The 17,926-nt window shown below is 63.7% G+C and carries 19 protein-coding genes, 1 tRNA gene and 1 pseudogene; 10 read left to right on the top strand and 11 right to left on the bottom strand.

The genetic code is table 11. The annotated features are described in order from the left end of the window. Together O7A61_RS04250 and O7A61_RS04245 are read left to right on the top strand one after the other, a co-directional pair. A partial coding sequence (locus tag O7A61_RS04250) for a nicotinate-nucleotide--dimethylbenzimidazole phosphoribosyltransferase (protein ID WP_337128541.1) occupies positions 1 to 239 on the top strand: 239 nt, incomplete at its 5' end. Between the two features lie 285 nt (positions 240 to 524). Further along, positions 525 to 836 carry a hypothetical protein gene (locus O7A61_RS04245; protein WP_337128539.1) on the top strand — a complete coding sequence of 104 codons (312 nt, stop codon included), beginning with the start codon at positions 525 to 527 and terminating at the stop codon, positions 834 to 836. A 110-nt stretch (positions 837 to 946) separates the two neighbouring features. Here O7A61_RS04245 and O7A61_RS04240 read toward each other — a convergent pair. Together O7A61_RS04240 and O7A61_RS04235 are read right to left on the bottom strand one after the other, a co-directional pair. Next, a tRNA-Lys gene (locus O7A61_RS04240) sits at positions 947 to 1,022 on the bottom strand. Positions 1,023 to 1,150: 128 nt separating this feature from the next. Beyond that, complete coding sequence (locus O7A61_RS04235; RefSeq protein WP_140768753.1) at positions 1,151 to 2,059, bottom strand: PhzF family phenazine biosynthesis protein; 909 nt, start codon at positions 2,057 to 2,059, stop codon at positions 1,151 to 1,153. A 101-nt stretch (positions 2,060 to 2,160) separates the two neighbouring features. On the opposite strand from O7A61_RS04235, the gene O7A61_RS04230 reads away from it, so the two are divergent. From O7A61_RS04230 to O7A61_RS04215, 4 genes are all read left to right on the top strand, one after another. Then, on the top strand, positions 2,161 to 3,447 hold the full coding sequence (locus O7A61_RS04230) for an efflux RND transporter periplasmic adaptor subunit (RefSeq protein ID WP_337128537.1): 1,287 nt from the start codon (positions 2,161 to 2,163) through the stop codon (positions 3,445 to 3,447). Between the two features lie 4 nt (positions 3,448 to 3,451). After that, positions 3,452 to 4,159 carry an ABC transporter ATP-binding protein gene (locus tag O7A61_RS04225; protein ID WP_027145316.1) on the top strand — a complete coding sequence of 236 codons (708 nt, stop codon included), beginning with the start codon at positions 3,452 to 3,454 and terminating at the stop codon, positions 4,157 to 4,159. 2 nt (positions 4,160 to 4,161) lie between these two features. Continuing rightward, entirely contained in the window at positions 4,162 to 5,379 is a 1,218-nt protein-coding gene (locus tag O7A61_RS04220; protein WP_337128535.1) for an ABC transporter permease, read from the top strand. 131 nt (positions 5,380 to 5,510) lie between these two features. Further along, entirely contained in the window at positions 5,511 to 5,738 is a 228-nt protein-coding gene (locus O7A61_RS04215; RefSeq protein ID WP_337128533.1) for a hypothetical protein, read from the top strand. Here the strand turns inward: O7A61_RS04215 and O7A61_RS04210 are convergent. Both O7A61_RS04210 and O7A61_RS04205 read right to left on the bottom strand, forming a co-directional pair. Next, complete coding sequence (locus O7A61_RS04210) at positions 5,735 to 6,445, bottom strand: hypothetical protein (protein ID WP_337128532.1); 711 nt, start codon at positions 6,443 to 6,445, stop codon at positions 5,735 to 5,737. The genes O7A61_RS04215 and O7A61_RS04210 overlap by 4 nt on opposite strands. 98 nt (positions 6,446 to 6,543) lie before the next feature. Continuing rightward, a complete protein-coding gene (locus tag O7A61_RS04205) occupies positions 6,544 to 7,656 on the bottom strand; it encodes an endonuclease/exonuclease/phosphatase family protein (RefSeq protein ID WP_337128531.1) in 1,113 nt (370 codons plus the stop codon). A 188-nt stretch (positions 7,657 to 7,844) separates the two neighbouring features. Between O7A61_RS04205 and O7A61_RS04200 the strand changes: the two genes are divergently transcribed. Continuing rightward, positions 7,845 to 8,453 (top strand): BA14K family protein, encoded by a 609-nt coding sequence (locus O7A61_RS04200; protein WP_337128530.1) that lies wholly within the window; start codon positions 7,845 to 7,847, stop codon positions 8,451 to 8,453. A 101-nt stretch (positions 8,454 to 8,554) separates the two neighbouring features. Here O7A61_RS04200 and ilvC read toward each other — a convergent pair whose 3' ends face one another. Continuing rightward, positions 8,555 to 9,574 (bottom strand): ketol-acid reductoisomerase, encoded by a 1,020-nt coding sequence (gene ilvC / locus O7A61_RS04195; protein WP_337128529.1) that lies wholly within the window; start codon positions 9,572 to 9,574, stop codon positions 8,555 to 8,557. Between the two features lie 24 nt (positions 9,575 to 9,598). Then, complete coding sequence (locus O7A61_RS04190) at positions 9,599 to 10,252, bottom strand: TetR/AcrR family transcriptional regulator (protein ID WP_337128528.1); 654 nt, start codon at positions 10,250 to 10,252, stop codon at positions 9,599 to 9,601. 153 nt (positions 10,253 to 10,405) lie between these two features. On the opposite strand from O7A61_RS04190, the gene O7A61_RS04185 reads away from it, so the two are divergent. Next, on the top strand, positions 10,406 to 10,837 hold the full coding sequence (locus O7A61_RS04185; RefSeq protein WP_337128545.1) for a DUF1772 domain-containing protein: 432 nt from the start codon (positions 10,406 to 10,408) through the stop codon (positions 10,835 to 10,837). 29 nt (positions 10,838 to 10,866) lie between these two features. On the opposite strand, the gene O7A61_RS04180 is transcribed toward O7A61_RS04185, so the two are convergent. After that, entirely contained in the window at positions 10,867 to 11,325 is a 459-nt protein-coding gene (locus tag O7A61_RS04180; RefSeq protein ID WP_337128526.1) for a MarR family winged helix-turn-helix transcriptional regulator, read from the bottom strand. Positions 11,326 to 11,424: 99 nt separating this feature from the next. On the opposite strand from O7A61_RS04180, the gene O7A61_RS04175 reads away from it, so the two are divergent. After that, entirely contained in the window at positions 11,425 to 12,162 is a 738-nt protein-coding gene (locus O7A61_RS04175; RefSeq protein ID WP_337128525.1) for a glutathione S-transferase family protein, read from the top strand. Here O7A61_RS04175 and O7A61_RS04170 read toward each other — a convergent pair. Then, on the bottom strand, positions 12,110 to 13,375 hold the full coding sequence (locus O7A61_RS04170) for an FAD-dependent oxidoreductase (RefSeq protein ID WP_337128523.1): 1,266 nt from the start codon (positions 13,373 to 13,375) through the stop codon (positions 12,110 to 12,112). The two genes, O7A61_RS04175 and O7A61_RS04170, sit on opposite strands and share 53 nt — an antisense overlap. A gap of 52 nt (positions 13,376 to 13,427) precedes the next feature. Then, complete coding sequence (locus O7A61_RS04165; RefSeq protein WP_337128521.1) at positions 13,428 to 13,838, bottom strand: winged helix-turn-helix transcriptional regulator; 411 nt, start codon at positions 13,836 to 13,838, stop codon at positions 13,428 to 13,430. Between the two features lie 135 nt (positions 13,839 to 13,973). Between O7A61_RS04165 and O7A61_RS04160 the strand changes: the two genes are divergently transcribed. Further along, complete coding sequence (locus O7A61_RS04160; protein WP_337128519.1) at positions 13,974 to 14,864, top strand: SDR family oxidoreductase; 891 nt, start codon at positions 13,974 to 13,976, stop codon at positions 14,862 to 14,864. A 34-nt stretch (positions 14,865 to 14,898) separates the two neighbouring features. Here O7A61_RS04160 and O7A61_RS04155 read toward each other — a convergent pair. Both O7A61_RS04155 and O7A61_RS04150 read right to left on the bottom strand, forming a co-directional pair. Further along, positions 14,899 to 15,937: pseudogene (locus O7A61_RS04155) on the bottom strand (SDR family oxidoreductase). A 37-nt stretch (positions 15,938 to 15,974) separates the two neighbouring features. Further along, positions 15,975 to 17,894 (bottom strand): potassium transporter Kup, encoded by a 1,920-nt coding sequence (locus O7A61_RS04150; protein ID WP_337128517.1) that lies wholly within the window; start codon positions 17,892 to 17,894, stop codon positions 15,975 to 15,977. Positions 17,895 to 17,926: the final 32 nt, after the last annotated feature.

Here is a 17,926-nt window from a genome sequence, read left to right as displayed (position 1 = left end):
CCGCGCCGCTGGCAAAGCTGCACCCAACCGGCCTTGCTCATGCGACCGCCGCACATGTCTCCGCCGAATCGGGCCATCGCGGCCTGCTCGAGGCGCTCGCCCTGCCGCCGCTGCTCGACCTTGGCATGCGGCTCGGCGAAGGCTCCGGCGCGTGCCTGGCCGTCAACATCGTGCGCTCGGCGCTGGAGTGCCATGCGAGAATGGCGAGTTTTGCCGAGGCTGGCGTGTCGGAGAAGTAATGCGCGGATCGCCTTGATGTACAAACCCTCATAAATCTTCGGAGCCCCAAAACAGGGGGGTCGCGATGTCCTTGCTCGGACTGAGTGAAATTTCGACCGCAAGAAGCGGCCCCGGGCGCCGCTCGGCCTTTCTGCAGGCTCAACGAAGGAGGAATATTAGCAGGAAAGAATATATTAACGACTGTGATGCAGCCTTCCATACGGGGACGGGAAACGCCTCCTCATCGGACGTTCCAAACGCGCGCCCTCAAGCGCCGGGACGCTCGACCAATGCGGAGCAAACGCATGAGTGTCGGAGCAGCTCTCGAACTATTGCTGCGGTTGATTCATAGCCGAGCCATGAAGTTGGCGGCGTTGCCGGAGGATGAAAGGGATATACATTACGATCTCATCCGCCGCTCATGTTGCGAAGCCGCCGAGCACATCGGGCAAAACCCCGACAAGGCAGCCATCACGGCAAACGACATGGTTGAGTTTGTTCGCGCACTGGTGGGAATCATCGAAGTGGGCTGTGGATCAGGCCAAGGGCCAAACACCGATCGGCCGCCGCCAGCGCGACATTTTGGCAGCCGGGAGAATGGCATGACACGCGTCTAGAGCATTATGCGGAAAAGTGTGGGTGCTGGCCTAAAATATTTGGACACGGACCTCCGCCTGCATCCATCGGGGTCCCTCACCTCGTCCAACAAATTGATTTTGTTAGATTTTGGTGGGTGCGCACAGGATTGAACTGTGGACCCGCTGATTAAGAGTCAGCTGCTCTACCAACTGAGCTACGCACCCACTCGGCCGGCAAAAACCGGCGTTGGCGGGCATATAGCCGCCGACACCGGTCCTGTCCAGCCCTGCTGGAATCATTTCCCGACAAATCGCATCAAGCCTTGTCGTGCCGGGAAGGAACGCGGAGGCGATCAGACGAAAAGCTTGCCTTCCGCCACCTTGATCGCGTTGCCGCCAATGCGCGCGGACGCCAGCTTTCCGCCTTGCACAGTCAGTTCGAGGCGGATGCGCGATGGCCGCCCCATCTCCAGTCCCTGCTCGATCCACAATTGCGAAACCCCGTCCGTCGGGCCGTCGAAATGCATGATGGCGCCGGCGAAGGCCGCCGCCGCCGAACCGGTCGCCGGGTCCTCGTAGGACGGCGTGCCGGGCACGATCATGCGCACATGGAACGCGCTCTCGTGATTCACCGTTTCACGGCAATAGACGTACGGGCTGGCGAAGGCCCATTCGCTCTTGCGCGGCGCCAGTTCCGACCACGCCTGGTTGTCCAGCCGGATCCGGCCCGCCGCCTCGAGGTTGGCGACCGGGATGGTCACATAGGGCACGCCCGCCGACCAGAAGGCGACGCGGTGATTCTCGAAGCCGATCTCGTGCGGTGTCAGGCCGAGTGCCGCGCCGATCGCCTCCGGATCGGCGTCGAGCTTCAGCGGCTCCGGCAGCTTGGCGAGGTCGAATTCGGCGAAGGTGGCGCCATCGTGCTTGCTCACGGCGCAACGCACCGGACCAATGTTTTCTTCCAGCACGAAAATGCCGGCGCCGCCCTCACCGGCCAGTTCCGCCAGCGCGATTGCCGAGCCTACCGTCGGGTGGCCGGCGAACGGCATTTCATAATCGGGGGTAAAGATGCGGATGCGGTTTCGGTGCTTGGGATTGTCCGGCGGCAGCACGAAGACCGATTCAGACAGGTTGAACTCGCGCGCGATGGCTTGCATCGCGGCGGTGTCCAGACCTTTGCAATCCAACACCACCGCCAGCGGGTTGCCGGCCAGTCGCTCGGTCGTAAACACATCGTAAAGCAAGTAATTCCGGGTTTGCATTCCTGCCTCAATCCCAACATGGGCGAAATTTAATTTGATATTTGAACCGATAAGCCTGATCTGTGCACAGACAGGGACATTACGCATAATAGGGGTCCGACGTGGACCAGATTGTCAATCTGCCAAAGGCGGAATCGGATTCCGCCATTGAGACGGCGCTAGGGCTCGACCAGATCGGCCGGCGCAGGACGCGCCGCCGCGGCTGGCTCTACGCGCTGCTGGCGCTGATCGTCCTCGTCGCGGCTTTTGCCGGCTACCAATGGTATGCCGGCACGCCGACCAAGATCGACTATACGACAGTGCCGGCCGCCAAGGCCGACCTCACCGTCCAGGTTTCGGCGACTGGCACGCTGCAACCCCTCACCCAGGTCGACATATCAAGCCAGCTCTCCGGCATCATACGCTCGGTCACGGTCAACGAGAACCAGCAGGTGAAGAAGGGCGACGTGCTGGCTGCACTCGACACCGCCAAGCTGCAGGTCCAGATCGAACGGGCCGAAGCGTCCGCAAAAGGGGCGGCTGCCAATGTCGAGGACGCCCGGGTGACGCTCTCCGAGAACGAGAGCGCGCTTGTCCGCGCGGCGGCCCTGACCAAGCGCGGCATGGCCACCGACCAGTCGCTCGAGGCCGCGACCGCGACCCGCGACCGCTCCAAGGCTGCACTCGACAGCGCCGAGGCCAATCTCGCCATCGCCAATGCAGACTTGAAATCGCAGCAGACCGATCTCGCCAACAGCACCATCTACGCGCCGATCGACGGCATCGTGCTGACCCGTTCGGTCGACCCCGGCCAGACGGTCGCCTCTTCGCTGCAGGCGCCCGTGCTGTTCATCATCGCCGCGGATTTGAGGAACATGGAGCTGGTGGCGGCGGTCGACGAAGCCGACATCGGCGCGGTCAAGTCAGGCCAGCATGCCCGCTTCACCGTCGACGCCTTCCCCGACCGGCCGTTCGATGCCGAGATCCGCGACATTTCCTATGCCTCTGTCACGACGGATGGGGTCGTCACCTACAATGCGCGGCTCGAGGTCGACAACAGCGAACTTCTGCTGCGCCCGGGCATGACCGCTACCGTTTCGGTCGTTACCCGGCAGGCCAAGGATGTGCTCACCGTGCCGGCCAGCGCCTTCCGCTACCGACCGGCGCAGCAGGCCCCGCGTGGCTGGAGTCTCGGCGACCTGTTCACCGGCCGCATGGGCCGCCCCGACCGCCAACGCCAGGCGGCGAAGGCCCCGACCGATGGTTCTCGCACGCTCTATGTGCTGGAGAACGGCCGGCCGCATCCGGTCAACGTCAAGATCGGCTCCACCGATGGCGAACTGACAGAGATCACCTCCGGCCTGGAGGAAGGAGCGCAGATCATCACCGCCTCGCAGTCGCGGAGCTGAGGCTATGGCCGCGGGCGCGCCCCTCATCACCTTCGACACGGTCTGGAAGAGCTACGGCCAAGGCGAAGCCAAGGTGCATGCGCTGGCCGGCGTCGACCTTGCCATTCGGCGCGGCGAATTCGTCGCCATCATGGGGCCGTCGGGCTCCGGCAAGTCGACGGCAATGAACATCATCGGTTGCCTCGACACGCCGACGGCCGGAACCTACTCCTTCATGGGCGTCGATGCCGGCCGGCTCGACCGCAACCGCCGCGCCATGCTGCGCAACCTTTATGTCGGCTTCGTCTTCCAGGGCTACAATCTCTTGGCCCGCACCACCGCGGCGGAGAACGTCGAACTGCCGCTGATCTATCGCGGCGTCGCCGCCCGCGAGCGCCGCGACCTTGCCATGCAGGCGCTGGCTGAGGTCGGCCTTGTCGGCCGCGAGCATCACACGCCGGCCGAGCTCTCCGGCGGCCAGCAGCAGCGCGTGGCGATCGCACGCGCCATCGTCACCAGGCCGACGCTGCTCGTCGCCGACGAGCCGACCGGCAATCTCGACACGGCTCGCACCCACGAAATCATGGAACTGCTGACGCGGCTGAACAAGGAGCTTGGCCTGACCGTCGCCATGGTCACGCACGAGGCCGATGTCGCCGAATATGCCGAGCGCACCATCCGCTTCCTCGACGGCCATGTCGCCTCCGACACAATGAACATGGAGACGGCATAACCATGATCTGGGAAACCATCCGCCTCTCGCTGCGCTCGATCCGCCGCAACGTGCTGCGTTCGTTCCTGACCTTGCTCGGCATCGTCATCGGGGTCGCCGCCGTCATTGCCATGCTGACCATCGGCTCCGGCACCACGCAAAAGGTCAAGGCCGACATCTCCAAACTCGGCAGCAATCTGCTGGTCGTCCGGGCCGGGCGCCCGGCCGGTCCCGGAGGTCCGGGCGGGCTCGATCAAGCGGTGCGGCCGCTGGCGGAAAAGGACCTGGCGGCGCTGGTTGCGCATCTCTCCGGCGCGCGCGCCATCTCGCCGGCATCGCAGAAGCAGGTCCGCGTCATCTTCGGCACCGAAAGCCTGACCTCAGGCGTCACCGGCACCGACAGCGCCTATCTCGACGCGCGCGACTGGAAACTGGTGTCCGGCCGCCCGTTCAGCGATTCCGAAACCCGTTCGGGCACCGGCGTGTGCCTGATCGGCGAGACGGTGCGCCAGCAATTCTTCGGCGCCGGCCATCCCGAGGGTGAGATCATCCGCGTCAACCGCACCTCCTGCAAGATCGTCGGCCTTCTCGAGCCGAAGGGCTATACCGGCTTCGGCCAGGACCAGGACAATGTCGTGCTGATGCCGCTTGCCGCCTATCAGCGCCGCATCGCCGGCAACCGCGACATCGACAACATCTACATCGCCGCCGACGACCGCACGCCGACCACCGAATTGCAGCCACGCGTCGAGGATATTTTGCGCGATGCGCGCCGTATAACCCCTGACCGGGAAAGCGATTTCGCGATTCGCGACATGACCCAGATCGCCGACGCCATGGCCAGCGCAACCACGACGATGACCGGCATGCTGGGCGCGGTCGCCGGCGTCAGCCTGCTGGTCGGCGGCATCGGCATCATGAACATCATGCTGGTGTCGGTCACCGAGCGAACCCGCGAGATCGGCATCAGGCTCGCCATCGGCGCGCATGAAAAGCACATCCTCATCCAGTTCCTGGTCGAGGCGACGGTGCTGTCGCTGCTCGGCGGCATCATCGGCATCCTGATTGGCCTGGCGCTGGCCGGCCTCGCCTCGATGACCTTGACCATACCCTTCGCGCCAAGCCCGGCGGTCATCCTGCTCGCCGTCGGCTTCTCCGCGCTGATCGGCATGGTGTTCGGCTTCTTCCCGGCCCTTCGCGGCGCCAGGCTCGATCCGATCGACGCGTTAAGGCATGAGTAACGAGCAAGCTGCAAAGGCGCCCGGCACTCCGAGCCGGTTTTACACAACCTTCGACGTTTCCGCCCCGCCCAACCCTGTCGTCGCTGTGTTGGCGATGTTATGCCAAGGCATTTCTGGTCGAGGAGCAGCTGATGAGCAAGAAGGCGCGCGTGGTCCTGACAATGGTGGTTATCGAAGCTGTCCTGGCAGGCATCTGGTGGTATCTCGCCGACTACGGGACGGCCAATCTCGATCGCGTCAAACCGGATTTCCAGGCGGTCGTCGGCCAGACCATGGGTATGGCGATGGGCGGCTTGCTGGGCATCGGCTTCATCCTGTTCTTCGTCGCCGCGCGCAACGACCGCAAGGCGGCGCGCTAATTCGAAAAATGCCACTCGATCAGGGGCTTCATGTGCGGCGACAGACCGTCCGGCAGGTCGTCGGCATGGCGGATGATCACCGGCCCCTCGATCTCCGGATCGGCTTCGGTGGCGACGAAGGCCAAGATTCGGCGCGCTATCTCATCGGCAGGTTCGTCGACGTGATAGCGGCGGAAGATGACGGTGCCGCTTGCCGTCGACAGCGCGTGCCAGCGCACGCCGCGCCTGGCATCCGACAGGTCGAGGCCGGTCTCCTCGCGCACCTCGCGGATCATGTTGAAATCGACATCGACCAGCCCATCGCGGAAATCGGTCGGCTCGAACGAACCGGCGGCGAAATAGACCCGGCCGGCGTTGACGGTTCGCGGTCCCATGCGAATCGCCACCAGCGCATTGTCGCCGGCCACCAGCACGGCATGGGCATAGGCGTGTTCGGCGCCGGAATTCTCGCGCCGCTTCCGCCACAGCATGAAGGTCGAGTAGTTGACCGCATGGCAGAGGCCAATGAGACTGCGGTCGCGATAGGCAAGTTCCGAAAGCAGAACCACGGTGCCGTCGAAGAGCGCCGGATTGGTCTCGATCTCGCTCTGCCAGTTCTCGGCGATCGCCCCGGCATTATCCACCGCGAAGGGATGGGGGCCGGCATCGAGGCGCACATCGATGGCATCGACCGGCAGGATGACATTGCGTGGAAGATCAAAGCTCATGTCGGCTCAGGCCCGATCCTGCCCATCAGGCCCCATACTCCCCATCATGCCCATACTCCCCATCATGCCCATACTCCCCATCGGGCCCATACTCCCCATCAGGCCATGTCCAGCGTGATCGCCACCGGGCAGTGGTCCGAAGCCTTGGGCCGATCCCAGCCGGCGCGCGGGAAGCGCTCGACTTCCTGGCCCGCGGGAAAGATCGTGCGCCAGGGCTGACCGTTGCGGATGATGTCGGGAACCGCGGTGGCGTTCTTCGCCGCCAGTCCCCTGGAAAGCAGGATATAGTCGAGCTGGCACAGATGCCGCTCTTCGGGTCCGCGTGTGTGATAGAAGGTCCAGCGGTTCATTTCCGGCCGCCGCTCCACCACGTTTTCGCAGAAGCCGCCCGCTGTCAGCACATTGATGCAGGACAGGTTCTCGTCAACCACCTCGAAACGGTAGCCGTCCACCTCATCGCCGGCGATCTTCACCCGCTGGCGGTAATCGTTCATGTCGCCGCAGATCGCCCAGCGCTTGTCGGCGGCATGATCCACACCGAAACGCTCCTCGATGATGCGCCGCACGGCCTGCGCTTCCGCGACGCGCACCGGCATTGTCGCTTCGCGTCCGTCGAGCCCGTTGCGGGGCGAGCCCATCGACTTGAAGTGCACGAGATAAAGCGTCATCGGTGCGCCGCCCACCTTGATGTCGACCTCCAGGCAGTCGCGCCGGAAGATGCGTTCATTGGGCTGGTTGCCGAGGGCCGCCAGCTCCGGCGTATGCAACCCGAACTGCTCGTAGGTGACATAGGCGTGGCTGGTCATGCGAACGAATTCGATCGGCTGTCCCTGCGCGGTTTCGTTGCGCATCATCACGGCGACATCGATGCCGCGCGAATCATTGCCCGACGTGGTGTATTTCTGGCGGTAACCCTGCCCCACCATCTTGAACAGATAGCCGTACTCGAACGCCTTCAGCGCTTCGATGTTGTCGACTTCCTGCATGCAGATGATGTCGGCGCGGGTGGCGGCGATGGCTAGTGCCGTCAGCTGGCGCGTGTCGTCGGATTGCGCGATGGCGCGCGCCTGCTCCAGTATCTTGTATTCGGCCTCGCTCTGGATATCGAACATCGCCAGCGTGCGATCCTCGTTGAGCTGGTTGCGATAGCCGGAAAAATCGAACCTGTTCATCAGGTTCTCGACATTGAAGGTGGCAAGGCGCAGCGACATGCCCTCACCTTTGCCTGCAAGAGCGGCGGAAAACAAGATCGCGGGACCACAAGCAGGGATGCTTTGGTCCTGGTGGCCTTCGCCCTATGGTTGACGGAACTTTTCCGTTCATCCGCCGTTCAGACGCAAAGGCCCACAGTAGGCCCATTCCCAGGGTAGGCGTGGGGCCTGTTCTCTTGGAGAGTGCAATGAATTCGCTCTTTTCTTCCACTGTCAAATCCGGGCTGATTGCGCTCGGTATTGTCTCCGGCATCACGGCGCCATCCGCCGCCGGTCCGATCCTGCAGCCCGATGTATCGATCCCGGCGAGCACCGCCGCGCCAACGGTCACCCCGGTCCGCGAAGGCTGGGCCGGCGGCAACAACAATGGCGGCGATTGGAGATGGCGCCGCAACTGGAACGGCGGCCACTGGAATGGTGGTGGCAACTGGAGCGGCCGCCACTGGCATGGCGGAGGCAACTGGAGCGGCCGCCACTGGAATGGTGGCGGTAATTGGAGTCGCGGCGATGACTGGCGCTGGCGCCATGGCCGCCGCCACTATCGCGGCGGCTACTACGATGACGGCGCCGCTGCAATTCTCGGTCTTGGCCTGGGGCTCGGCCTTGGCAGCATGTACAACAACTATAACAACTACGATTACTATGCGCCGGCGCCGCGCCGCTACTACCGCGCCGGCCGGCTTTCGAGCGCCCATGTCCGGTGGTGCTACAACCGCTACCGTTCATATCGCGCCTACGACAACACCTTCCAGCCCTATAACGGCCCGCGCCAGCAGTGCTGGTCGCCCTATAGCTGAGCTGGCTGCGGCTGATGCGAGAAAATGAAAACGGCGCCACCTGGCGCCGTTTTTGGGCTTGACCGTTCGAAGTTAGAGGGCTTCGGACGTTTTGATTTCGCTTAGTTCTTGGCCTTGTCGACCAGCTTGTTCTTGGAAATCCACGGCATCATCGCGCGCAGCTTGGCGCCGACTTCCTCGATCTGGTGGTTGTCATTGTTGCGGCGGATGCCCTTGAATCGCGACATGCCGGCGCGGTATTCCTGCATCCATTCCGAGGTGAATTTTCCCGTCTGGATGTCCTTCAGCACGCGCTTCATCTCGGCCTTGGTCTCGGCGGTGATGATGCGCGGACCCGAGACGTATTCGCCCCATTCGGCGGTGTTGGAGATCGAGTAGTTCATGTTGGCGATACCGCCTTCATAGATCAGGTCGACGATCAGCTTGACCTCGTGCAGACACTCGAAATAGGCCATTTCCGGCGCGTAACCGGCTTCCACCAGCGTCTCGAAGCCGGCGCGGATCAGTTCGACCAGGCCGCCGCATAGCACGACCTGCTCGCCGAACAGGTCGGTCTCGCATTCCTCGCGGAAATTGGTCTCGATGATGCCCGAACGGCCGCCGCCGACGCCGCAGGCGTAGGACAGAGCGAGGTCGAGCGCGTTGCCCGAGGCGTCCTGGTTGACGGCGACCAGGCACGGCACACCGCCGCCCTTCTGGTATTCGCCGCGCACCGTGTGGCCCGGGCCCTTCGGCGCGATCATGACGACGTCGACGGTCGACTTCGGCTCGATGAGGCCGAAATGCACGTTGAGGCCGTGCGCGAAGGCGATCGCGGCGCCGTCGCGGATGTTCGGCGCGATCTCGTTCTTGTAGATGTCGGCCTGCAATTCGTCGGGGGTTGCCATCATCATCAGGTCGGCCCATTTGGCGGCATCGGCGACGCTCATTACCTTGAGCCCGTCGGCCTCGACTTTCTTGGCGGTCGCCGAGCCGGTCTTGAGGCCGATGGCGATCTCCTTGGCGCCGGAATCCTTGAGGTTGAGCGCATGCGCCCTGCCCTGGCTGCCATAGCCGATGATGGCGACCTTCTTGCCCTTGATCAGGTTGAGATCGGCATCACGATCGTAATAGACACGCATTTTACTTCCTTCCCGTTTTGAAGATCAAAGGCCTTGAGGCCCGGTTTTTGCTCCGAAAAGAGCGAGAAACTGTTGCGTCGCGCGGATGGCATCGCCGCTGATCGCCGCCTCAGTCAATTCCAGCCGGTCACCGAGCAGCAGACGGATCTGCACATCCCGGCCAACCAGCCCGAAAAAGGTACGGAATGCCGTCTCGGCATCCGCAAATTCAAGGAGCCCTGCCTGCCGGCCGGCTTCCAGCACCGGCTTCAGCCGCTTGGCCAGTGCAAAGCGCCCATTCTCCAGCACGACGGCGCCGAGATTGTCCTTACCCGACCCCGCATGACCAACCGCCACCCTATTGAGCGCGATCGAGGTATCGCTTGAAATGACCTTGAGCCAGTCGCAGGCAAAGCGCTCCAGGCTCGCCGTCAGCGAGGCAAGGTCGAGCCCCTTGCCGTCAACCTGCGCCACCCGCACCTTCGACGCCTGCCACTGCACGGTCGCCGTCAGCAGCCCGTCGCGGTCGCCGAACCATTTGTAGAGCGTTTCCTTGGAACAGCTCGCACGCCGCGCCACGGCGGTCATGGTCAGGTCGTCGCCTTCCTCGACCAGCAGCCGCAGTGCCGCATCCAGGACGGCCTGCTGCCGCTCCGTCAGCGTCTCGCTGTTGTCGATGTCAGGCACGATGTGCAACACGCTCTTTCCTCGCGGACGACCAAGCCAGTCATTTTCGGCAAGCCGTACCGTACGTTACGGTTCGGCCTTTCTATGACCTATTGCACCGAACCTGGCAAGCCCTATTTCTCTCCGGTCGGCTTCGCTGCCGCCGTCCTAAAGGGGAGAAACATGCTGGCCGGTTTGCTGGCCTTGGCCATAGCCGCCGTGTTCGCCGGTGCGGCGATCTATGTCAGCGTGGCCGAGCAGCCGGCACGGTTGCGGCTGAATGACAGGTCCCTGCTCCAGGAATGGCAGCCTTCCTACAAACGCGGTGCGGCCATGCAGGCATCGATCGCCATCGTCGCCTGCGTTCTCGGCCTTGTCGCCTGCTGGCAGACCGGCGGGCTTGCCTTTCTCGGCGGCGCGGTGGCGATCATCCTGCCCTGGCCGTGGACCCTTGTTGTGATGATGCCGACCAATCGAGTGCTGGAGGCAATGGACCCGGAAGCGGCCAATCCGCAGGCCAGGGCGCTGATCGTCAGATGGGGCAATCTGCACCTGGTCCGCGCGGCGCTCGGTGTGCTGGCGACGCTGTCTTTTCTGTGGGGCAGCCATCTGCCTTGACCCGCCAGGCCGGGCTCGTCTCTGCGGAATCAGTCCGCGGCAGGCGGATGGCGCAGCCGGCCGAGCAGTGCCGAGACCGTGCTCAACTCATCCGGCGAGAGCTTGGCACCCACCAGTTCAGCGATCGAGCGTCCGTAGACCGCCCACATCCGGCGGCGCGTCTCACGTCCCCTGGCCGTGATGCGGATGGTTTGCCCACGGCCGTCATCGGCCACCGGCAGTTTCTCGACCAGCCGGTCGGCCTCGAGCCGGGCCAACAGCCGCGAGATGTTGTATTGCGCAAACAGGGTGCGTTCGATCAGTTGAAATGGCCGCAAGCCGCCCTCGCCGGCCTCGGCAAGCTCGTGCAGCACGTCGTACCATGCAAGCGGCGGCAGGCCGTCCTCCTTCAGCGCGTCTTCGGCACGTTCCATCAGTTGGCGCGACACCCGCATCAGGCGGGCCCAGACCTTGATGGCCTCCGGCGAAGGCATGGCTGTCTCTGTCATGCCGTATCCTAAGAGATAGATGCCATTGCATCAAGCTTGACGATCAATGCATACGCATCTACATAAATGCAGTTGCATCGATATCGAAAGGCACATTCCATGAAACCCGCCGACACCCTCATTCTCGTCAGCCATCCCCTCTGCCCCTACGTCCAGCGTGCGGCGATCTCGCTGGCCGAGAAGGGCGTCCCGTTCGAGCGGATCGACATCGACCTCGCCGACAAGCCAGACTGGTTCAAGGCGATCTCGCCGCTCGGCAAGGTGCCGCTGCTGCGCGTACGGCAAAATGGCGACGAGACGATAATCTTCGAATCCGCGGTCATCCTCGAATTCCTCGAGGAAACACAGGCCAATCCGCTCCACCCTGCCGACCCCTATGCACGCGCCCGCCACCGTGCCTGGATCGAGTATGGCTCAGCCATCCTCAACGCCATCGGCCGGTTCTATTCAGCGCCGAGCGAGGCCGGCCTCCTCGCCGAGTCCAGCGCGCTGTCGGCGATGTTTGACCGCCTTGAGGCTGAACTCGCTAACGATACCCCGCGGAGCGGGCCATGGTTCGCTGGCAGCCGCTTTTCCCTCGTCGATGCCGTTTACGGTCCGGTCTTCCGCTACCTCGACGCTTTCGACCGGATCGGCGATTTCGGCATCCTGGAAGGCAAGCCGCTTGTCCAGGCGTGGCGCGAAGCGTTGAGCGACCGTCCGTCGATCAGGCAAGCCGTGGCGCCGGACTATCTGCAGCGGCTGCATGCTTTCCTGCGGGCGAAGGGGTCTTTTCTATCGAGCCTCATTCGGCAACGCGATCCGGCCAGCGCGCTTCGGCAAGCCCTACCCGCCTGAACGGATCGATCACCGTGCCGGCCACCATCGAGGCCAGGAACCGCGGCGCCGGCGGAATCTTGGCGATCGTCGCCACCAGCCTGTCGCGGATGAAAGGCAGCGCCACGGAGTCCGACTGGTAGAAGGGCGTGAATGCCAGCGACAGCGCCTGGAAGGCCCGCACATGCCAGCGCCGCGCTTTCGCATAGCCTTCGAGCGCAGCCTCGACGCTGCCCGTTCGCTCCAGCGCATGGCTGAGCGCCGCGGCGTCGAGCAGCGCCATGTTGGCGCCCTGGCCAAGCTGCGGACTGGTCGAATGCGCGGCGTCGCCGATCACGGCCAACCGCCGGCCAACCGGAGACTTCATCGTGTGATGGCCATAGCGGGCCAGCGAGAGCTGGTCGAAACTGCCGATCTGGTTGGTGAACGCCTCGACCTGCGGCCACAGCCGCACCACCCGCTCCTTCCAGGCATCGATGCCAAGGTTGCGCACGGCATCGGCATCCGCCGGTTTCAGGCTCCAGAAGAATGCCGCCATCCTTTCGGAACCCGGCTCCGGCCGGCCGATCGGCAGCACGCCGATCATCACGCTGGCCTTGTCGTAGCGCTGCAAAAGCGCGTGCTCGTCAAAGCCCTCGCCTCGCCAATCCAGCGATGCCCATAATGCGCCATAGGTGAGTGGTCGTGGTGCCCTGGCATTGCCGGCGCACTGCCGCAGTTTCGAACGCGAACTGCTGGCGTCGACGACGAGATCGAACGGCCCTGCCCTTCGTCCATTGCCACGGACCAGCGTCGCCCGGTCGCCGATGTCCAAAGTCTCGATTTCGACGCCGGTTTCGATGGCGATGGTCTCACGCCGGGCAGCGCGAAACAGCACGCCGAACAGGGCTGCCCGGTGCACCGCCAGGCCGAAGCGGCCGCCGTGCTGGGCGTCGTAGCAGACGTCGAGCACGGTGCGGCCGGTGGAGGCATCGGCGCCATGCAGCCGGTCGATCCTGCTGCCCAGTGCCATGATGTCGTCGAGCAGGCCGAGGTCGGCAAGCACCGTCAATCCGGTCGGCTGCAGGATCAACCCGGAGCCGACCGGCTTCGGTTCCTCGAAGCGCTCGAAGATGGTGACCCGGTGCCCGGCACGCCTGAGATAGAGCGCCATGGCCAGCCCAGCCGGACCGGCGCCTGCAATTGCGATATGGTAGGAAATGCCGTTGCCCCCAAGCCGCACTGGCCGGGACAATCCTTCAGCCGCCGGATGAAATCAAGTCGCGACGCCGAAGACTGCCGGCTGGTCAAGCCGGTATTGAATCGAAGGCAGTGCGGGCGTCGCGCACCGCATCGTGGTTGTTTTCAGCCCAATGCAACAAATGCTGCAAAGCGTCGAACATCGAGCGCCCAAGGTCGGTCAGGCTGTATTCGACGCTGGGCGGCTTGGTCGGAAACACTTCGCGACGCACATAGCCGTCGCGCTGCAGATCATAGAGCGTCTGGGTCAGCATGCGCTGCGAAATGTCGGGAACCAGCCGCCGCAGCTCGCCGAAGCGGTAGGGCTGCTCTGCCAGGGCCGCCGTCAACAGCGAGCTCCATTTGCCATTGAGCCCCTGAATGACGTCACGGACCGGGCAATCGGCAATGTTTCCGCCTTCGGTCATGGCTTTGTAGACTTCGAGTTTGGATTTCAGATTGACGGTCCGGCTGTCCATGACTGGTTCCCTGCGTGTGCCTACCTCCCGAAAAACTGCCTTCTTTACGGCAGCGGGTCAATTCCTATTTTAGTGCTGGTCTCTTTTTGAGATCACCACCCGAACCGCCCTTCCGGCGCAATGTCAGGATCCTCCATGACCGCAACTCTTCTCGTCACCGGCGCGTCCGGCCAGCTCGGCCGCAGCGTCATCAACCATCTGCTGGACACATTAGAGGTGCCGGCGGCCCGGATCATCGCCACGACCCGCACGCCCGCCAATCTTGCCGACCTGTCAGCGCGCGGCGTCACCGTTCGCGAGGCCGATTTCGACGATCAAGCCTCGCTCGCCAAAGCCTTCGCCGGCGCCGACCGGGCGCTCATCATTTCGACCAACGAGCTGGCGATCCAGGGAAAGCGGCGCGAACAGCAGCTTGCCGCCGTCACGGCAGCCAGGCAGGCGGGCATCGCCCACCTGCTCTACACCTCGATGCCCAACACGGAGCCGGGTTCGCCGGTGCTCTTCGCGCCCGACCATTACGACACCGAACAGGCGATCAAGGCGAGCGGCATCCCCTACACGATCTTCCGCAATGGTTGGTATGACGAGAACCTGTTCATGGCGATGCCGCAGATCCTCGCTTCGGGCCAATGGTATACGTCCGCGGCCGACGGCGCCATTTCCTATGGCGCGCGTGACGATCTCGCCGCCGCCATAGCCGCGGGGCTGGCTTCGGACAACACCGAAAGCAAGACGTACACGCTGACCGGCCCCAAGGCCTATACGTCAGCCGAAGTCGCGGCACTTGTCACCGAGGTCACCGGCAAGCCGATCCAGGTCATTCAGCTCTCGGACGAAGCCTTGACCGAGGGGATGAAGAGCGCAGGCCTTCCCGAGCCCATCGCCCGGCTTCTCGTATCCTTCGACGCTGCCACGCGCGTTGGCGGCCTTGGCATGGTGACGGACTCCGTCGAAAAGCTTTCCGGCCGGAAGTCGGTACCGCTGAAGCAGTTCCTCGAGGCCAACAAGGCCGCATTGGCAGGCTGAAACCAGCGCGGCGGGAAGTCTTTCTCCCGCCGCGCTATTTCGGCGTTTTGACAAGCCCGAGCCGGACCAGGCTTTCTCCGGTGGCGGCGAGCGCGTCCTCGCGCGAGCGCGGCGCCCAGCCGAGCATGCGCACCGCCTTGGCGTTGGTGGCGTTCTTGACCTTGCCGAGTTCCGTCACGAGTTGCGCGGCTTCCGCGTTGAATAGCCCCACCATCCGCACCAGCCAATCAGGAAGCTCCCGCGTCGAGACACGCGACGCGGCGGCGCCGAGCCGCATCTTCACCGTCTGCGCAATCGCCCGTACAGTCATGAAATCGCCGGCGACGGCCAGAAACCGCTCGCCCTTGGCGGCGGATTGGTCATGGCGCGCACATGCAGGTCCGCCACGTCGCGCACATCGACCACCCCGAAGGACAGGCGCGGCAGCCCTGGCATGGCACCGTTCATCATGCGCTGGACAAATGCGGTGGAGGTCGAATGGTCGGACCTAGTACAGGCCCGAAAAGTCCGACCGGATTGATGACCGCCAATTCCATGCCACCACCCTCGGCGGCGATGAAATCCCAGGCCGCGCTTTCGGCGAGCGTCTTCGACTTCACATAGGCGCTGACCTTGGCCGTTGGATCGGTCCAGCTCTCCTCGGTGAAGGGCCGGCCGTCGGGCAGCATCTTGCCACAGCCGATGGCCGCGAAGGACGATGTCAGCACGACGCGTTTGACGCCGGTGTCTCGCGCCGCCCTGAGCACGCGCAAGGCGCCTTCGCGAGCCGGGATGATCAGGTCATCCTCATGCTTCGGAACGCCGGGCGGGAACGGTGACGCGACATGCAGGACATAGTCGCAGCCGGCGATAGCGTCGGGCCAGCCGGCATCCGCCATGAGGTCGGCGATGGCAAAGGAGAGCCTGTCGCCCGGCTCGGCGCCGCCGGCCTTCAGCATGGCGATAACGTCGGCTTCGCGCTTGGCGGAGCGCGCCGTCGTGCGCACGCGATAGCCCGCCTTCAGCAGGGCAAGAATACAATGTGCACCGAGGAAACCCGATCCGCCTGTGACAAGCACCAATTCGCCGCCCATCTCAGCCTCCCCGTTTAGGTCGAGACGATCGAACTCGTCAGATCGCCACCTGCGTGCCGATTTCTACCACACGTCCGGTCGGGATCTGGAAATACTCCGTCGCATCCGCCGCCGTGCGCGCCAGGCCGATGAACAGCCGGTCCTGCCATAGCGGCATGCCGGAATTGGGCGAAGCCTTGAGCGAGCGCCGCGACAGGAAGAAGGACGTCGTCATGATGTCGAACTTCCAGCCCTGCTTGCGGCAGATCGCCAGCGCGCGTGGAATGTTGGGCTGTTCCATATAGCCGAAAGTCAGCGTCACCCGCATGAACAGCTCGTTGACCGTCTCCATCTTGACGCGCTCGCTGTCGGGCACCACCGGCTGAGGCGCGGTTACCACCGAAAGGATGACGTTCTGCTCGTGCAGAACCTTGTAGTGCTTCAGGCTGTGCATCAAGGCGGTCGGCGCGCTGAGCGGATCGCTGGTCAGGAACACCGCGGTGCCCGAGACGAGCTGCGGCTTCTTCTTCAGCAGATTGCCGGCGAGGAAATCGAGCGGGATCTCGTTGCGGCGCGTCTTGTTGAAGAGATAGCGGCTGCCGCGCACCCAGGTCCACATGCCCAGCACGATGGTGAAGGCCACGACCAGCGACGCCCAGCCGCCTTCGAACACCTTGACGATATTGGAGGCGAAGAAGCCGATATCGATGAAGGCGAACAGCACGGTCAGCGGGATCGCCAGCGACAGCTTCCACTTCCAGATGCGGGTCATGACGACGTAGAGCAGCACCGTCGTCACCAGCATGTTGCCGGTTACCGAGATGCCGTAGGCGGAGGCCAGCTTGCTCGATTCGCCGAAGCCGACCACCAGCATCATCACCACCAGGGCCAGCAGCAGGTTGACGCGCGGCATGTAGATCTGGCCGGACTGCTTTTCCGATGTGTGGAGGATTTCCAGCCGCGGCAGCATGTTCAGCTGCACCGCCTGGCGGGTCAGCGAAAAAGCCCCTGAAATGACCGCCTGGCTGGCGATGACGGTAGCCGCCGTCGCCAGCACCACCATCGGGATAAGAGTCCAACCCCCGTTCATCTCGAAGAACGGATGGCCCACCACGCCGCCATTCGCCAGTATGAAGGCGCCTTGCCCGGCATAATTGAGCAGCAGGCAGGGGAACACGATCGCAAGCCAGGCAAGCACGATCGGCTTGCGACCGAAATGGCCGAGATCGGCATAGAGCGCTTCTGCGCCGGTCACTGCCAGAAACACAGCACCGACAGTGACGAAGGCGACGTCGGGCGAATTGATCAGGAAAGCGACGATATAGTGGGGGCTGACGGCCCACAGGATTTCCGGATCGACGATGATGTGATTGATGCCGGACAAGCCGATGGCCAGGAACCACACCGCGGTCACCGGGCCGAACACCAGCCCAACGCCGCCGGTACCGAAGCGCTGGACGGCAAACACCACAGCGAGGATGACCAGCGTCAATGGCACGACATAGGGCTGGAAGGTGGGGGTGACGACATTCATGCCCTCGACCGCCGAAAGCACCGAAATCGCCGGCGTAATGACCGCGTCACCGAAAAACAGCGAGGCGCCGACGATGCCGATGCCGAGAATCACCGCCGAGCGCTTCGGAAAACTGCCGCGGGCCAGCGCCATCAGCGACAGCACGCCGCCCTCGCCGCGGTTGTCGGCACGCAGCACGAACATGATGTATTTTACCGTGACCGTAATGGTCAGCGACCAGATGATCAGCGACAGGACGCCGAGAATATCGGCACGGGTGGCGACATCGCTGCCGGACGAAGCGTGCAACGCCTCCCGGAGCGCATAGATCGGGCTGGTGCCGATATCGCCATAGACCACGCCGAGTGCGCCCAGCATCAACACCTTGGTGCTGTGCTGCTCGATTTCGGGATGACTCGATTGGTCGACGGGTTCTGCCTCACTACCAGCATTGGCAAGGGCCATGTACGACACTCCGATAAACGCGCGGTGCTCTA

Origin of the sequence: Mesorhizobium sp. Cs1321R2N1, assembly GCF_037179725.1 — a bacterium.
GTDB lineage: Bacteria > Pseudomonadota > Alphaproteobacteria > Rhizobiales > Rhizobiaceae > Mesorhizobium > Mesorhizobium salmacidum.
Note: the sequence above shows the minus strand (reverse complement) of the source record. Positions and strands in the feature narration are given on the sequence as shown.

Excerpts from the sequence above, each read along its gene's own strand:
- O7A61_RS04235 (WP_140768753.1), bottom strand. The coding sequence starts at position 2,059 with ATGCAAACCCGGAATTACTTGCTTTACGATGTGTTTACGACCGAGCGA.
- O7A61_RS04165 (WP_337128521.1), bottom strand. The coding sequence starts at position 13,838 with ATGGACAGCCGGACCGTCAATCTGAAATCCAAACTCGAAGTCTACAAA.
- O7A61_RS04225 (WP_027145316.1), top strand. The coding sequence starts at position 3,452 with ATGGCCGCGGGCGCGCCCCTCATCACCTTCGACACGGTCTGGAAGAGC.
- O7A61_RS04205 (WP_337128531.1), bottom strand. The coding sequence starts at position 7,656 with ATGTCGCTGCGCCTTGCCACCTTCAATGTCGAGAACCTGATGAACAGG.
- O7A61_RS04220 (WP_337128535.1), top strand. The coding sequence starts at position 4,162 with ATGATCTGGGAAACCATCCGCCTCTCGCTGCGCTCGATCCGCCGCAAC.
- O7A61_RS04210 (WP_337128532.1), bottom strand. The coding sequence starts at position 6,445 with ATGAGCTTTGATCTTCCACGCAATGTCATCCTGCCGGTCGATGCCATC.
- O7A61_RS04175 (WP_337128525.1), top strand. The coding sequence starts at position 11,425 with ATGAAACCCGCCGACACCCTCATTCTCGTCAGCCATCCCCTCTGCCCC.
- O7A61_RS04215 (WP_337128533.1), top strand. The coding sequence starts at position 5,511 with ATGAGCAAGAAGGCGCGCGTGGTCCTGACAATGGTGGTTATCGAAGCT.
- O7A61_RS04200 (WP_337128530.1), top strand. The coding sequence starts at position 7,845 with ATGAATTCGCTCTTTTCTTCCACTGTCAAATCCGGGCTGATTGCGCTC.
- ilvC (WP_337128529.1), bottom strand. The coding sequence starts at position 9,574 with ATGCGTGTCTATTACGATCGTGATGCCGATCTCAACCTGATCAAGGGC.
- O7A61_RS04150 (WP_337128517.1), bottom strand. The coding sequence starts at position 17,894 with ATGGCCCTTGCCAATGCTGGTAGTGAGGCAGAACCCGTCGACCAATCG.
- O7A61_RS04245 (WP_337128539.1), top strand. The coding sequence starts at position 525 with ATGAGTGTCGGAGCAGCTCTCGAACTATTGCTGCGGTTGATTCATAGC.
- O7A61_RS04180 (WP_337128526.1), bottom strand. The coding sequence starts at position 11,325 with ATGACAGAGACAGCCATGCCTTCGCCGGAGGCCATCAAGGTCTGGGCC.
- O7A61_RS04160 (WP_337128519.1), top strand. The coding sequence starts at position 13,974 with ATGACCGCAACTCTTCTCGTCACCGGCGCGTCCGGCCAGCTCGGCCGC.